Origin of the sequence: Vreelandella glaciei (genome assembly GCF_013415125.1) — a bacterium.
Lineage (GTDB): Bacteria > Pseudomonadota > Gammaproteobacteria > Pseudomonadales > Halomonadaceae > Vreelandella > Vreelandella glaciei.
In genome coordinates this window covers 1-15,383 of record NZ_JACCDE010000055.1, presented here as the reverse complement: position 1 = coordinate 15,383, position 15,383 = coordinate 1, and the positions used below count along the sequence as shown (strand labels likewise).

Here is a 15,383-nt window from a genome sequence, read left to right as displayed (position 1 = left end):
AGCTAAACGATAGACCAAGAAAGCGGCTGGGATACCGAACCCCAGCCCAGGTGTTCTTAGGTGAATACTCAGGAGCGCTAGAAACCGCAGGTGCTGCACTTATTAGTTGAATTCAGGATTAGAAGCGCTAACTTTCGCGCTTATACTGGCTTCTAACATATCCGCACCTGTACCCATAAAAAAGGTACAGTTAAGACGGACAGGAGTGACGAAGGAAACGATAATTAATGGGGTGATAGCCCTCTGCTCTGTCTCAGGACATGAAGAACTATCAGTGCATCCGGCTAATTGATTATTCGAGAGAGAGGCAAAGAAAGAAAACTCTTCGCATGCGCTAACGAGAGTTTTGAATATGAATAGTTATGCAGGTTGCTAAGCAGAGGAATAGGTAGCTGTATGACGCCAAAGCCGCCAAATGATTTTCTGCTTGACACAGCTGCTGTCATCAAACATCCATGTAAGTGTCATGAAACGGCAACACCTTCAACACAAGCTGAACCAATAACAACCAACAGCCGGTGATGTGTGTGCTATGTCAAACCAATCGCGAATACGCTTAGAGGGCGTCACTAAACGCTGGGGCGCCTCTGCGGCTGTCGATGGTATTTCGTTTGATGTTACCCCAGGGCAGTTTGTCATTCTGCTCGGCCCTTCAGGCTGCGGTAAATCCACCACGCTACGCATGATTGCGGGCCTGGAAGAAGCCAGCGACGGCCAAATTCATATCGGCGAGCGTGACGTCACACGCCTGCCGCCCGGCGACCGTGGGCTGAGCATGGTGTTTCAGTCCTACGCACTGTTTCCGCATTTGAGTGTGGCTGACAATATCGTGTTTGGCCTTCGCAGCCGCAAGGTACCCAAAGATGAGCAGCGCCAGCGGCTAGCCAAGGTCGCCGAGCTGGTCGATTTAACCGATTATCTAGACCGAAAGCCAGGCCAGCTTTCCGGCGGCCAACGCCAACGGGTTGCGTTGGCGCGCTCGGTTATTTCCGAACACCCGATCTGCCTAATGGATGAACCGCTATCCAACCTGGACGCCCGGCTGCGCAGCGACATGCGCCGGGAAATCAAAGCGCTGCAAAGCCGCCTGAATATGACGGTGATTTACGTCACCCACGACCAGGTGGAAGCCATGAGCATGGGCGATCGCGTTATTCTGATGCAGCATGGCAAAATCGTGCAGGACGGCACCCCAGACGAGCTTTATAACCGCCCCGCTAGCGCTTTTGCCGCCAGCTTTATTGGCAGCCCCGCCATGAACCTGCTGCCCCTAGTGGCCGGTGAGAATGGCGCCGTTATCGAAGGCGAACCAAGTACCCCCGTAGCCCCCTTGGATGCCGTTGGTGGCCACTTGGGCATCCGCCCGGAAGATATCGAGCTGCGAATCGAACCCGGTTCCGGCGTGCCCGCTAACGTATTAAGTGAAGAGTACCTGGGAGCAGACACTATTGCTTATGTGGCGGTGGGATCGCACACCCTACGCGTGCGGCTTAGCGGCAAGCAGGCACTGACAGGCCAGCCATGCAGCCTCTATTGGACTCCACAGAATACACATCTTTTCGATGCCGAAGGCCTGCGGCGTGATGACCTGACGCCGACCCCCTTACCCAGCTCATCTCGAAGCATACCTCGTCCACCGGCGGTGGGCTCTTTCCAACACTGACAGCAGTATTGACACTTGCGGAGTCTCTTATGCGTTTGCGTATCCCTTTTGCTATGACCGCCCTGGCAGCAGGCTTGTTAAGCGCCGCCCAGGTAAACGCGGATAGCGTCGATCTGACCATGTACTACCCGGTCGCGGTGGGTGGTGCACTCACCGATGTCGTTGATAACCTGGTGGAAGAGTTTGAAAGCGAATACCCCGATATCAACGTGGAAGCGATCTACGCCGGCAACTACGACGACACCCGCGTGCGCGCCATGTCGGCGATGGAAGCGGGTGAAACGCCGCAGTTGTCGGTCATGTTCTCCATCGACCTGTACGAGCTGATTGAGCAGAACGCCATCGTCGCCTTTGACGACCTGGTCGAAACCGATGAAGAGCGCGAATGGCTCGATGGCTTCTACCCAGGGCTGATGGAAAATGGCCAACTGGACGGTAAAACCTACGGCATCCCCTTCCAGCGCTCCACTATCGTACTGTTCTGGAACAAAGACGCCTTTGAAGCCGCCGGCCTAGACCCCGAAACACCCCCGGAAAACTGGGAAGAGATGGCCGAGATGGCGGCGACCGTGCGCGAAGCCTCAAACGGCGAACAGTGGGGCGTCATGGTGCCCTCTACCGGCTACCCCTACTGGATGTTCCAGGCCTTTGCGTTTCAGAACGGCCATCGCTTGATGAGCGAAGATGGCACCGAGGTCTACTTTGACGACCCCGCCGCGGTGGAAGCGCTAGAGTACTGGGTATCACTGGCCACCGAGCACAATGCCATGCCCGACGGCACCATCGAGTGGGGCACACTCCGCCAGAACTTCCTGGAAGAGTCCACGGCAATGATGTGGCACACCACGGGCAACCTCACCGCCGTACGCAGCGAAGCCAATTTTGATTTTGGCGTCGCCATGCTGCCGATGAAAACCCAGCGTGGTAGCCCCACCGGCGGCGGCAACTTCTACATTTTTGAAGACGCCACTGAAGAAGAACAGCGCGCGGCGATGACCTTCATTCGCTGGATGACAGACCCCGAGCGCGCAGCAGCTTGGTCAATTGAGACGGGCTATATGGGCGTTAGCCCCGCCGCCTACGAAACCGATGCGTTACAAGGCTATGTGGAAGAGTTCCCGCCCGCCGCGGTCGCCCGCGACCAGCTCGAACACGGCACGGCAGAGCTCTCCACCTACCAGGGTGGCCGCATTCGCCGCGCCTTGGATAACGCCGTGCAGGCGGCACTCACCGGTCAAATGACACCGCAAGAAGCGCTTAGTCAGGCGCAGCAAGAGGCCGACAGCGTGTTGCGCCGCTACGCCCGCTAATATAGGCATTTCACTGTCGCCGGGGCATGCCCCGGCTTTTCCAACGTGCGGTACGTCTTTATGTCATTCACCAACCACCGCAAAATGCAGCTCTATGGCGCGCTTCTGCTGCTTCCCGCTGCGCTACTGCTGACGACGTTTGCTTATTTACCGACCGTAACAACGGTCATTAACAGCCTGTTTTTACCCGGCTTTCGCGGTGCACCCACTGAATTCGTAGGCCTTGAAAATTATCAGGTATTGTTCGATGACCCGACGTTTTGGAAAGTAGCGCGTAACAACTTCATCTACGCCGTCGGTACGATTCCCACGTCTATCGCGCTGGCCTTGGGTATGGCGCTTTTCGTCAATGGCAAGCTTCGCGGGCGCGGCTTTGTGCGCATGGCCTACTTTACGCCGACGATTCTACCCATGATCGCTGCGGCCAATATCTGGATGTTTTTCTACGCGCCGCAGATTGGCCTATTCAATAAACTGCTCGGCATGTTGGGCTTTTCCGGCGTGAACTGGCTGGGCGATCCCAGCGTTGCGTTAAGCTCGGTGATCGTGATGTCGGTGTGGAAAGAAGCCGGCTTCTTTATGATTTTCTACCTGGCGGCGCTGCAGAGTATGCCACCCGAGTTAAAAGAGGCAGCTGACTTAGAAGGCACTAGCCGCTGGAGCTTCTTTTGGCGTGTCACCTTTCCGCTACTCATGCCCACCACGCTGTTTGTGCTGATCAACGCGCTGATTAACTCGGTGCGGGTCGTGGATCACCTGTTTATCTTGACCAAGGGCGGGCCCAACAACGCCACCAACCTGCTGCTTTATTACGTCTACGAGAATGCGTTCTCGTTCTTTGACCGCACCACGGCCGCCACCATTACGGTGGTGATTCTGCTGGTGCTCGCGGTAGTGGCCACGCTTAAGTTCACGATTTTAGATCGCAGGACGCACTATCAATGAATACAACGACTACCTATGCGCCCCGCTCCCGTTTCTTCTCAATTCCAGCGCTGGAAACCGTGGCCGCGTGGCTACTGGCGATTATTTGGATTTTTCCGCTGCTGTATGCCTTTTGGGCCGCCTTCCACCCCAGCGAATTTATGGTGAACTTTGAGCTCTTCGCCCCGCTGACACTGGAGAACTTCACTAACGCCTGGTCTCAAGCGCCCTTTGCCCGCTACTACCTGAACACCTTTGCGCTGGTGACAGGGGTAGTAATCGGTCAGTTTGTGGTCTGTACCCTGGCGGCGTTTGCCTTTGCGCGCTTCCCAATTCCCGGCAAGAACGTTTTATTTATGCTGGTGCTGATTCAGCTCTTTGTGTTCCCCGAAGTGCTGATTGTCGAGAACTATCGCATCGCCAGCGAACTGGGGCTGATCAACACCATCACCGGAATTGGCTTACCTTACGTGGCCAGCGCCTTGGGTATTTTTCTGCTCCGCCAAACCTTTAAAACCATCCCCCGAGAGCTGGAAGACGCCGCCCGCATCGAAGGCTGCAACTGGCTGGAAATTTTGTGGAAGGTGTACGTACCGCTCGCCAAGCCCACCTACCTTGCTTACGGCCTGGTCTCGATTAGCCACCACTGGAACAACTTTATCTGGCCGCTAGTGGTCACCAACTCGGTAGAGAGCCGTCCACTCACGGTGGGGTTAGGCGTTTTCTCTGCGCCAGAAACTGGGGTTAACTGGGCCACCGTTAGCGCCGCCACGCTGTTAAGTATCGCCCCACTGCTCATTGCCTTTTTGCTTTTCCAGCGCCAGTTCGTGCAGTCGTTTTTACGGGCGGGAATTCGCTAGGCAGACGCCCCTCGGGGTTTTCGTGCGACAATTCTCCTTCGGGCAAGAGTAAAGGAGAGCATTAATGCACGGCGACCCACATCCGGCAGCACTCAAGGTGCTGCAGGAGGTATTTGGCTACGACAGCTTTCGCGGCCCACAGCAGGCCATCATCGAGCATGTGATGGCCGGTGGCGATGCGCTGGTGCTGATGCCCACAGGCGGTGGTAAATCGCTGTGCTATCAGATCCCAGCGCTGCTGCGCGAAGGCACCGCGATTGTGGTCTCGCCACTGATTGCGCTGATGCAGGATCAGGTGGCGGCGCTTGAGCAGAACGGAGTCAGGGCAGCTTACCTGAACTCCAGCCTCGATTATCACGAGGCGGTCGAGGTTGAGAACCGCCTGCGAGCAGGGGAACTGGATCTTTTGTATGTCGCGCCGGAACGGCTGGCCACGCCGCGGATGCAGATGCTGCTGGAACAGACCCGGATTGCGCTGTTCGCCATTGATGAAGCCCACTGCGTCTCCCAATGGGGCCACGACTTTCGCCCCGAGTATCGCCAGCTCTCCCAGCTTCATCAGCGCTTTCCCCAGGTGCCGCGCATAGCCCTGACCGCTACCGCCGATGTGCCCACCCGGGGCGATATCATGGAGCATCTGCAGCTTCAGGAAGCGGCGCTTTACAACAGCGGCTTTGACCGGCCCAACATTCGCTACCATATCGCCGAGAATCAGGGTAACGCCAAGGAGCAGCTGCTGCGCTTTATCCGTGAGCACCACGACGGCGAGGCAGGTATCGTCTACTGCCTTTCTCGGCGCAAGGTGGAGGAGACTGCCGTCTGGCTGGAACGCCAGGGGCTGACGGCACTGCCCTACCACGCGGGGCTTCCCCCCGAGCAGCGCCAGCACCACCAGACCCGCTTTCTGCGTGAAGATGGTGTGGTCGTCGTCGCCACCATCGCCTTCGGGATGGGCATCGACAAGCCGGACGTGCGCTTTGTCGCTCACCTTAACCTGCCCAAAAGCATTGAAGCCTACTACCAAGAGACCGGTCGAGCCGGGCGTGACGGCCTGCCCGCCGATGCATGGATGGCCTACGGCCTTCAGGATGTGATCACCCTGCGCCAGATGCAGCAGGGCTCCAGCGCCGCTGATCAGCAAAAGCGTATCGAGCAGCAAAAGCTAGATGCCATGCTGGGGCTGTGTGAAATCATCAGTTGTCGCCGCCAGGCGCTTTTGCACTACTTTGGCGATCATTTGGACGACCCTTGCGGCAATTGCGACAACTGCCTGACCCCACCCGAGACCTGGGAGGCCACCGTAGCCGCACAAAAAGCGCTGTCGTGCGTCTACCGCACCGAGCAGCGCTTCGGCGTGACCTACCTGGTGGATGTGCTGCTGGGCAAAAGTAACGAGCGCATTACCCGCTTTGGCCACGACCGCCTCAGTACCTACGGCATAGGCAAAGACCTCTCCGCCAGCGAATGGAAGGCACTCTTTCGCCAGCTGATTGCCAGCGGCTTTTTGAGCGTGGATATGGAGGGGCACGGCGGCATTAAGCTCACTGCCAATGCCAAGCCGGTGCTACGCGGCGAGCAGCCCCTGACCCTGCGCAAACCAAGCAAAGCCAAAGCAACTCGACGGGGAAACAAAAGATCCTCTGTGCCGCAGGGCCACGGCCCGCTGTGGGAAGCTCTGCGCCAGCACCGCCGGGAACTGGCCGAAGCGCAGGGCGTACCTGCCTATGTGATTTTCCACGACGCCACTCTGGCCGAGATGGTCGAGCAGAAACCCCAAAGTCTGGACGCACTGGGTGCGATCTCCGGTATCGGCGCGCGCAAGTTGGCGGATTACGGCGAAGAATTCCTGGCCGTTATCCAAGCGCATCAGGGAGCTGAGTAAAACAGCTGAATCAGTGGGTGCAGTGGTTCTTACGAGCGAGAATTAGAAAGGCTCAAATGATCGTTATTTTCAAAATCGCTCACTTGGCGCAATCTATACATAAGTGAGGAGGAGAATAGATGGCCATTCAGCATAAAACAGCCGATAAGCGCCGCAAAATGGGGGCCGCTGCAATGCGTACCTACCCCCATATTTCACATAGCTGGGGGCTTAAAGAGAGCGAGGCCGCTCTGCTGTTGGGAGTACCTGATTCCACCTATCGCCGTTGGAAGCAGGCACCAGAGCAGGCCAGCTTGGATGCTAATCATTTGGAGCGAATGTCGTTGATTCTAGGGATCTACAAAGCGCTGCATTTACTACTTCCCAACCCAGAAAGCGCTAATAGCTGGCTGCAGAGACCCAACAGCACGCCTCTTTTTGCTGGTCACTCACCAATGGAGCGCCTGTTAAGTGGGCAAGTCTCTGATCTCTACGTTGTTCGCCAGCATTTAGATGCCGCTACCCCCCGTCCCTGACAGTGCTCCCCCCGCGCTATCGCGGCCGCATCAAATACACCGGTATCCAAAATCCAAGCGGTGACGAGGCTGGCGGGCGTAACATCAAACGCCGGGTTCCACACGGGGGCATCGCTGGGTGCCCACACTACCTCGCCAAAGGCGCCAGCTGCACCACGGATCTCGGCGGGGTCACGCTGTTCAATAGGAATCTCGGCACCAGTGGCACAAGCGGGATCAACCGTGGTGTAGGGAGCCACCACATAGAACGGCACCTGGTGGTAGTGAGCGACCACTGCCAGCATGTAAGTACCCACTTTATTGGCGAAGTCGCCGTTGGCGCAGATGCGGTCGGCGCCCACCATCACTTTATCTACCTTGCCCGCAGCCATAAGGCTAGCCGCCATGCTATCGGTAATTAGCTGGTAGGGAATGCCCAGGTCGGCCATTTCCCAGGCGGTTAAACGGCCCCCTTGCAGTAGCGGGCGGGTTTCATCTACAAACACATGCAGCTCTACACCGCGCTGTTTGGCTACCGCTAGCGCGCCAATCGCGGTGCCCACCCCTGCAGTGGCCAGCGCCCCGGTGTTGCAGTGGGTGAGCACACGGTCACCCGTTTTCAGCAAGTCAGCGCCCCGTTCGGCCATGCGTTGGCACAGCGCACGATCCTCTGCAAACAGCGCGGCGGCGCGCTCGGCTAGAGCATTGGCGCCTTGCTCAAAGCAGGCTTCCATGGCATCCAGGCAGTACATTAGGTTGACGGCTGTTGGACGCGTGGCGCGCAGGCGATCGCTGACTTGCTGCCAATCATGTTCTGGATGGCTCGCGGCGAACTGCGCCAGCACGAAAGCGGCGCTCAAACCAATCAGTGGTGCGCCACGAATGGCTAGGTTCTTAACCGCCCCCTGCCACGCCTCGGGAGAGTCACAGGGCACCCACTTTTCAGCTTGCGGCAACTGAGTTTGATCCAAGTACTCAAGCGTATCGGCATGAACCCGCAAACTGCGTGACTGAAGTTGAGGCATCGATGGACTCCTTAAGCACTTGATCGGAACAGCTACACGGCTTATCAGCCGCGAAGCTTATCATATAGAATGGCTGCCAATAGAAGAGGCGACGCAGACCCTATGATGACGCTACAAACTGAACTGCTGGCCGCTATTTCATGGGCGGCGCAGCAAGGCTGGACGCCCGCTACCGGCGGCAATTTTTCCGCCCGCACCGAGGCGGGCTATCTTATGACCGCCTCTGGCCGGGATAAAACCCGCATTCAAGCCGATGATCTATTGCTGTGTGACCTGGATGGCAAGGTGCTATCAGGTGATGGTAAGCCGAGCGCGGAGAGCGATCTGCATGCCGCGCTCTATCGCTTAGACGCTTCGATTAACTGCGTGCTCCACACTCACACCGTGGCCAGCACGGTGCTATCGCGGCGCTTTCCAGAGGGTGTCGAGCTAAGCGGCTTTGAAATGCAAAAAGCGCTACAGGGCAACGCTACTCACGACGACACCATCCGTTTGCCGGTAGTACCCAACTCCCAGAATATGGAAGAACTGGCCGAGCATGTGCGCAGCGGCAGGCCGATGCCCTGGGGCTTTTTGGTCGCAGGGCACGGTATTTATGCCGTGGGTGATAGCATTGCCAGCTGCCGCCGCCACCTGGAAGCGATTGAGTTTTTACTTGCCTGTGTTCTTGAAGAGAGTCGCTGGTCTTAAATGAGTAGCCTTAAATGAGTAACCCAACTGTTCGCGCCATTGTGACCGATATTGAAGGCACCACCACGGATATTAACTTCGTCCATAAGGTGCTGTTTCCCTACGCCCAAAATAAGTTACCTGAGTTTCTACGCGCTAAGGCAGAAACCCCAGCCATCGCCGAGCAGATCGACGCCGTGCGCCGCGAAATGGGTGACCCTGATGCCACGCTGGAAGCTGTCATTGCTGAGTTGCTGCACTGGATTGAGACCGACCAAAAAGTGACCCCGCTAAAAGCACTGCAGGGCATGGTGTGGGCCGACGGCTACCTGCGCGGCGATTTTAAAGGTCACCTATATAGCGATGTGGCACCTGTGCTACGCCAGTGGAAAGAGGCAGGCAAAGCCCTTTACGTTTATTCGTCGGGCTCCGTACAGGCCCAAAAACTGCTGTTTGGCTACAGCGATGAGGGTGATTTAACCCCGTTGTTTAGCGGCTACTTCGATACCCATATTGGCCATAAGCGCGAGGCGTCTGCCTATCAGCGTATTGTCGCCGAGCTTGACCTACCTGCGCATGCGGTGCTGTTCTTGTCGGATGTGGTCGAAGAGCTGGATGCCGCCAAGCAGGCGGGCATGCAAACGCTGCAACTGGTACGCGAAGGTACTCAGGCCGGTACCCATCATGCATGCGTCACCCGCTTCGATGAAATCGTTCTGTAACGTTCATCGCCCGTCACTTTTAAGGAGAGTTGTTGATGTCGCAACTAAAAGTATTTGCTGATCAAAACCCGAACGACGCCCTGACCGACACCACTGACGGCGAACAGATGACCGCTGAGCTCAACAAGGTAGGCGTGCTGTTTGAGCGCTGGGCTGCGCCAGGCGAGATTGCTGACGATGCCACCCAGGAAGATATTTTGGCGCTTTACCAGGAAGATATTGACCGGGTCAAAGCGAAGGGCGGTTATCAGACCGTGGATGTGCTGCATATGGTCCCCACGCACCCTGAGAAGGACGCCATGCGGCAGAAGTTCTTAAACGAGCATCGCCATCACGAAGATGAAGTGCGTTTCTTCGTTAAAGGCCAGGGGCTATTCTGCCTGCACATCGATGACAAGGTGTATCAGGTGCTGTGCTCTCGCAATGACCTGATCAGCGTGCCTGCCAACACGCCCCACTGGTTCGATATGGGCCCAGCACCGGAATTCACCGCGCTACGTTTCTTCGATAATGTCGAGGGTTGGGTGCCCCACTGGACCGAAAGCGATATCGCTGGGAAGTTCGATCGCTTGGACCAGCTTTAAACTGGGGGCGCCGTTTATGTCATCGCGAGCGAAGCGCGGCGATCTCGGGCCGACTTGCTACCACCGGCAGAGATTGCCGCGTCGCAGGCTCCTCAATGACAGCGGCGTCTGAGTCACTCTTCGCTCATTAAAGCTGCTATTAGTGAGTGCTGAACTGTTAATAATGTGCCTTTGTTACAAAACCTCTTGCTGGTTATACGCCTTAGCTAAATCCGCCAGCGCATTCAGGTCACAATAGGCTTCCGGCTCCATAATCAGCGTTTGCCCCATCAGCACGTTGCGCGCTTCAAGCTTGGCGCGCAGCGCGGTGTCTTTAATCTCTTCGAAGTCGGCGTTGTGGGCCAGCGATAACACCCGGCGGTGCATTTCGATACCGCAGTAGGCCAGCGCATCCAGGCGGATCTCTTCAAGCAGCGCATCGCAGGCGTCGTCGGCGCTATTGCCCTGCTCTTCAAACAGCGACTTGGGAAATAGAATGCCCGTCCGCTCGGTTTGCCAAAGGTGGCGGAATTCGGCATCAAAACGGGTAAAGCAGGCTTCAATCACCTCCAGAATCCACGCCTGATACGCCTCAAGCTCATCTTCTAGGCGATGTGCGGGTTGGCTGAAGTAAGCCATCAGGAAGTTGGCTACCGCCATGCCCAAGTCAAAGGCCATCGGCCCGTACTGGGAAAACTCAGGGTCAATCACCCGCACGTCAGTATCCGTGGCCATAATCGAGCCGGAGTGCAGATCACCGTGCAGCATGGTTTCAGTGTTCGAGGTGAACTTCATTAACAGCCGCTGCACCTTGGCTTTTAGTCGCGCATTGCGGCGAAGCTCATCCACCACCGGCGAAAGCTCCGGCGTATGGTGGTTCATTTCAGCGCCGTAATAGGGGTCGGTAAATACCAGTGATTCCGTGATCGCGGGAATCGCTACATTGCCTGAGAACAGTCCTACGTCCGCTTTTTTCTCGGGGCTGCTCAGCGAAAGTTCTGAGCCACGAAACGCCGTGCGGGCACAGAATTGGCCGATGGTTTCGCCAAGCTGGGCAACTCGCTCACCGTTGATTAACTTGCGGCGCAGAATCGTGTGCGGGTGAAGGTACTCCATCACAAACAGCGCCTGGGGTTTGTCGAAGTAGTACACCTCGGGGGCAATGCCGGGCGCACGCTTGGCCTGGCGGACCAGCGCATAATATTCAAAGTGGGCGCGATAAATCGGTAGCGGCCAGCTTTCGCCCACCATGCGTACATAGGGAAGCGCCTGCTTAACCACGACACTGCCTACGTCACCGGAGACGATAAACACTAGGTTGAGGTTACCGTCACCCACCTCGCGAATGTCCCAGCTAGTGGGTTCTCCGCCCACTCGACTCGCCACCGCCTCAACCCCTCCCAGCCGTTGGGATAGAGTGTCGACGCCGAGCGCACGGTAATGTTGATCAATCTCCACAGGCCAATCCTCACCAAAACATTGCATATATTCAGGCCCGAATAGGGGTCTTTAAGACGTTTATTATCAGAGAGTAACGTTTAAACGTTAATAAGGGGACTATCGTCATCGCTCTTAATGGTGATCCCAATAGGGTCGTTCGCCAATCTCCGCGAACAAATGCTCTAAAAAGGCGGCCACTTTCTGCGAGCGCAGGCGGTTTTCGGGGTAGATAGCATGGATTCCTTCTCGCGTCGCTTCGCCTAGGGCTTCATAGGTTTCCAAAATAGGCGTTAGGCCGCCATCGCGCAGCGCATCGAATAGCAACCATGTGGGGAATAGCACAATACCTTGTCCTTGCAGAGCGGCTTCCACAAGACTCTCGGCATTGTTGCTATGCAAATTGCCTGTTACCGAATAACGCTGCGCTTGAGGATTGCCAGCCCCCTGGAAATACCAAGGTTGAGCGCCGCGTGTTCCTTTATAGACTAAGCAGTTATGGTCACTCAATTGTTCAGGATGGTGGGGCTCGCCGCACCGTGTTAAATACGCGGGGGAAGCGCAGGCGACAAAGCGCTGGGTCGCGAGTTGCCGGGCCACCAGGCTTGAATCCCCCAGCGATCCCACCCGTATTACGACATCGGCGCCCTCTTGTACCGGGTCGATAAAGGCATCGCTCAACGTGAGCTCTATTTCCACGACCGGGTTTGCCTGCTGAAAACTAGCCAATAAAGGCGCGATATGCCGACGCCCAAACGCCACAGGTGCATTAAGACGCAACAATCCCTGCGGTTGCTTAGCGCCGCTGATCACCTGCTCGGTAGCGGCATCCAAGCTTTCTAATATGCTTCTTACCTCCCGATAGTAGCGCTCTCCGGCATCGGTGAGCCTTACCGCTCGCGTATGACGGTAGAGCAACCGCTGGCCTAGCGAACGCTCTAACCCTGCAATGTGCCGCGAGACCGAAGAGGCCGGCAAATCAAAGTAGCGCGCGGCTTCAGCGAAGCTGCCACTTGAGGCCACTCGCACAAAAAGACGTAACGCTAACAGGCGAAGCGAGTTGTCCAAAATGCAATAGTCCTTTGCTGTTTTGACGCATTGTAGCAATAACGCTAACTCTCTACAGTACGCGCTTCTTTTACTTAGCGGAGCCACCTATGCGTCACGCACTTATTCTGCTCGGCGTGCTAATTGCCGGGATGGGGCTATCGGTCGAAGCCGGCTTGCTAGGCCCGCTTGGCGAGCAGGTTGGGCACTTATCGGCCACCTTGTCAATTTTTATGGTGGGCGCGCTACTGCTCTCGCTAGCACTGGTGTTTGCGCCTAAAAGACAGCTGGGAGCCCTTTTTAAGCAGCCGCGCTGGCTACTGACGGGCGGAATCCTAGGCCCGGTCTACGTCATTGTGTTGACGCTTGCAACACCGTTGGTGGGAGTGGGTATGACAATGGTGGGGATTTTGTGCGGCCAGGTAGCGGCCAGCGTCGCTATCGATCACTTTGGCTGGCTGGGAAGCGAACAGCGTAAAGTCGACGGCTACCGTATTGGCGCCTTGGCGATGATTCTTGCCGCCCTGTGGTTAATGTAACGGCTAACGTATTCAGGAGCTAAACCATGCTACTCCCTCTTATCTTTATCTTACTGCTCGTCGGCGGTGCGGTACTGGCAGCTCAGTCCTCCATCAATGGCCGTTTGGGTGCAAAAGCAGGCGTCATCGAGAGTTCTTGGCTGACCTTTGTGATCGGCGCCGTCCTGACCTTTTTATTGATGTTCTTTTTTGAGCCAGCACAGCAAGCAACGCTCTTCAGCGTACCCAAATGGCAGTTAACCGGGGCGCTGTTTGGCGTGGTCTATATGTTGGCAATTGTGTTTGCCGTACCCCGGGTAGGCACCGCCGCGGCCACGGTAGCGGTCATTTCTGGCCAACTATTGATGAGCCTACTGATTGATCATTTCGGCTGGTTAAGCAATGCCGTGCGACCGTTAGATGCGTCACGCTACATTGCGATGGCGCTGCTCATTGGTGCTATCGGCTTAATCTATCTAAGTCACCAGCAGCGTCACCGTCGGATGGTGAACCAGCCAAGTTAGCCATACGAATGGCGTTGCGCCCCTGCCGCTTGGCTTCATAAAGCGCTCGATCCGCCGCCGATAATAAGTCGGTAGGGGTAAGCTCATCGGTTGGGCTCAGTACGGCCACACCAACGCTGACGGTAATATAGGCCTGGTGGGAGACACCAAAATTAGGAATACGTAAGGCCGCTATACTAGCGCGAATACGCTCTGCGGCTACGTTTGTTGCCTCGCTCGAGGCATTCACCATTAGCACCACAAACTCTTCACCGCCAAGACGCACCACTAAATCGGCGTCGCGGCTATTATCGTGCATGGCCTTGGCCACCTGCTGTAAGCAAATGTCTCCTTGAGGGTGCCCATAAAAGTCGTTGTAAGCTTTAAAATAATCGATATCGATCACCATCAGCCCCATACACATCCCTTTATCAATGGCCTCTTTCCACCGAACAGGTAACACCGCATCGAACTGACGACGATTGGCGAGGTTGGTTAATGGATCTGTGATCGATAACTGAGATAGCTTTTGGTTATCTTTTAAGTAGTAGCCAGCGCGGATTTTCTCTTTCAGCACATGCAAGTAAGAGGTGCGCTCACTGAGCTCGAAACGGTAGTTAGCGACAAGGCTAAAAATACCCATCGCGATAATCGTAAAGATCGCCAACCGCTTGGCTTCAACGGGCATTGGCTCATAAGGCAACACAAAGGCCAAGATGATGACTATGCTCGCCGCGGAGGATGCACAGGCATAGCTGAACCGTAGCGAGTAAACAATGTTACCCACCAACAAAATCAATCCAAACGAAAAAACATCTAAATAGGAGTAGGGCGCTACCGATTTAGCAAAAATAAGACAGGAAACCACCGTGGCTACGACCACGGTACTCGCCATCAAGGTTTCACGCAGCACCGGCGATACACCCCGATACACCCACCACAAGACGGATAAACCAAAGGGAAGCATTACCCCCATGCGCAGTTGAACAGCGGTAGCAAAGGCCTCAGGACGAAAGCTATAGTCATTGATTAAGAAGAGGCAATAGATAATCGCTGAGATCACCCCCGCCAACACCATATTACGGCTGCGCTGACGCTGGGTATCTGCTTCGAACCGCGCTTCAACGTCATCAGCAAAACGTAATCGGCAATGTGCGCCATCCAACTCATCCTCGACAGCTTTCAGCAGTGCATCATTGACCATTACGCTCCCTCAACTGCTTACTCCATTACTAACAACCTTCACGCAGCATTAATCACTACTAAAAAATCAGCTTTCCCTTTGCCTGCATTGATAGTGTGCCAGACTAACGTTTAGTTAAAATCAATATTGCTTTAAATATTAAACGATAAATTACCAACACATTTTTAAAAGAATAGTTACACAAGGAGACATTGAATGCGGCGTGAGCAGAACCCACAAACCCGTGACTGGACGTTTACCATCGGCCACAAAGAGCTAGTGGTGCATCAGCGCTATGAGGTGTTGAGCATTCTCAATGATTTTTTATTGGGCCTTTGGTTCACCTTCGGCAGTATCTGCTTCTTTTACGAGGGCAGTCTGAAGACCTTCGGTGTTTGGTTATTCTTGATTGGTAGTGTGCAACTGCTTCTACGCCCCACTATTCGCTTACATCGCTATATCTATCCTGAATCCGTGAGACCGGCCCCCAGGAATGCTTCTAACCTACTGAACTGCATGGCAATATAGCGAATATCGCCATTCACCCAGACAGTGCCATGCCCAACGTCAAGTTCCGCGCCAG

General features: G+C 55.6%; 16 protein-coding genes and 1 pseudogene. 13 read left to right on the top strand and 4 right to left on the bottom strand.

Going from position 1 to position 15,383, the window contains the following annotated elements:
• From HZS80_RS23730 to HZS80_RS22490, 7 genes and pseudogenes are all read left to right on the top strand, one after another.
• Window positions 1-110, top strand: a pseudogene (locus tag HZS80_RS23730) (IS30 family transposase); the annotation flags it as partial.
• Between the two features lie 422 nt (window positions 111-532).
• A complete protein-coding gene (locus HZS80_RS22515) occupies window positions 533-1,663 on the top strand; it encodes an ABC transporter ATP-binding protein (protein WP_179917382.1) in 1,131 nt (376 codons plus the stop codon).
• A 29-nt stretch (window positions 1,664-1,692) separates the two neighbouring features.
• The gene (locus HZS80_RS22510; protein ID WP_035561284.1) at window positions 1,693-2,973 is read left to right on the top strand and encodes an ABC transporter substrate-binding protein; all 1,281 of its coding nucleotides are present in this window, start codon (window positions 1,693-1,695) and stop codon (window positions 2,971-2,973) included.
• A gap of 60 nt (window positions 2,974-3,033) precedes the next feature.
• Complete coding sequence (locus HZS80_RS22505) at window positions 3,034-3,918, top strand: carbohydrate ABC transporter permease (protein WP_179917381.1); 885 nt, start codon at window positions 3,034-3,036, stop codon at window positions 3,916-3,918.
• A complete protein-coding gene (locus HZS80_RS22500; RefSeq protein WP_144809141.1) occupies window positions 3,915-4,757 on the top strand; it encodes a carbohydrate ABC transporter permease in 843 nt (280 codons plus the stop codon). Before HZS80_RS22505 ends, HZS80_RS22500 begins: the two co-directional genes overlap by 4 nt.
• Window positions 4,758-4,821: 64 nt before the next feature.
• Entirely contained in the window at window positions 4,822-6,639 is a 1,818-nt protein-coding gene (gene recQ, locus HZS80_RS22495) for a DNA helicase RecQ (RefSeq protein WP_179917380.1), read from the top strand.
• 119 nt (window positions 6,640-6,758) lie between these two features.
• Window positions 6,759-7,154 carry an antitoxin Xre-like helix-turn-helix domain-containing protein gene (locus HZS80_RS22490; protein WP_179917379.1) on the top strand — a complete coding sequence of 132 codons (396 nt, stop codon included), beginning with the start codon at window positions 6,759-6,761 and terminating at the stop codon, window positions 7,152-7,154.
• On the opposite strand, the gene mtnA is transcribed toward HZS80_RS22490, so the two are convergent.
• Window positions 7,109-8,158 carry an S-methyl-5-thioribose-1-phosphate isomerase gene (mtnA, locus tag HZS80_RS22485; protein WP_179917378.1) on the bottom strand — a complete coding sequence of 350 codons (1,050 nt, stop codon included), beginning with the start codon at window positions 8,156-8,158 and terminating at the stop codon, window positions 7,109-7,111. The genes HZS80_RS22490 and mtnA overlap by 46 nt on opposite strands.
• A 102-nt stretch (window positions 8,159-8,260) precedes the next feature.
• On the opposite strand from mtnA, the gene mtnB reads away from it, so the two are divergent.
• From mtnB to HZS80_RS22470, 3 genes are read left to right on the top strand one after another with little or no spacing between them, the layout of a single operon-like run.
• A complete protein-coding gene (gene mtnB, locus HZS80_RS22480) occupies window positions 8,261-8,848 on the top strand; it encodes a methylthioribulose 1-phosphate dehydratase (RefSeq protein ID WP_179917377.1) in 588 nt (195 codons plus the stop codon).
• 14 nt (window positions 8,849-8,862) lie between these two features.
• On the top strand, window positions 8,863-9,549 hold the full coding sequence (gene mtnC / locus HZS80_RS22475) for an acireductone synthase (RefSeq protein WP_179917376.1): 687 nt from the start codon (window positions 8,863-8,865) through the stop codon (window positions 9,547-9,549).
• A gap of 35 nt (window positions 9,550-9,584) precedes the next feature.
• A complete protein-coding gene (locus HZS80_RS22470) occupies window positions 9,585-10,133 on the top strand; it encodes a 1,2-dihydroxy-3-keto-5-methylthiopentene dioxygenase (RefSeq protein ID WP_035561258.1) in 549 nt (182 codons plus the stop codon).
• Between the two features lie 174 nt (window positions 10,134-10,307).
• Here HZS80_RS22470 and mtnK read toward each other — a convergent pair whose 3' ends face one another.
• Window positions 10,308-11,570, bottom strand: a complete 1,263-nt coding sequence (gene mtnK / locus HZS80_RS22465; protein WP_179917375.1) for an S-methyl-5-thioribose kinase — start codon at window positions 11,568-11,570, stop codon at window positions 10,308-10,310.
• Window positions 11,571-11,684: 114 nt separating this feature from the next.
• Window positions 11,685-12,617: a LysR family transcriptional regulator gene (locus tag HZS80_RS22460; RefSeq protein WP_179917374.1), complete on the bottom strand. Its 933-nt coding sequence runs from the start codon at window positions 12,615-12,617 to the stop codon at window positions 11,685-11,687.
• A gap of 89 nt (window positions 12,618-12,706) precedes the next feature.
• Between HZS80_RS22460 and HZS80_RS22455 the strand changes: the two genes are divergently transcribed.
• Window positions 12,707-13,135 carry a DMT family transporter gene (locus tag HZS80_RS22455; RefSeq protein ID WP_008959383.1) on the top strand — a complete coding sequence of 143 codons (429 nt, stop codon included), beginning with the start codon at window positions 12,707-12,709 and terminating at the stop codon, window positions 13,133-13,135.
• A gap of 26 nt (window positions 13,136-13,161) precedes the next feature.
• On the top strand, window positions 13,162-13,638 hold the full coding sequence (locus HZS80_RS22450; protein ID WP_179917373.1) for a DMT family transporter: 477 nt from the start codon (window positions 13,162-13,164) through the stop codon (window positions 13,636-13,638).
• Here the strand turns inward: HZS80_RS22450 and HZS80_RS22445 are convergent.
• The gene (locus tag HZS80_RS22445) at window positions 13,574-14,821 is read right to left on the bottom strand and encodes a GGDEF domain-containing protein (protein ID WP_179917372.1); all 1,248 of its coding nucleotides are present in this window, start codon (window positions 14,819-14,821) and stop codon (window positions 13,574-13,576) included. The two genes, HZS80_RS22450 and HZS80_RS22445, sit on opposite strands and share 65 nt — an antisense overlap.
• Window positions 14,822-15,016: 195 nt before the next feature.
• On the opposite strand from HZS80_RS22445, the gene HZS80_RS22440 reads away from it, so the two are divergent.
• Window positions 15,017-15,328, top strand: a complete 312-nt coding sequence (locus HZS80_RS22440) for a YrhK family protein (protein ID WP_179917371.1) — start codon at window positions 15,017-15,019, stop codon at window positions 15,326-15,328.
• Window positions 15,329-15,383 lie beyond the last annotated feature (55 nt).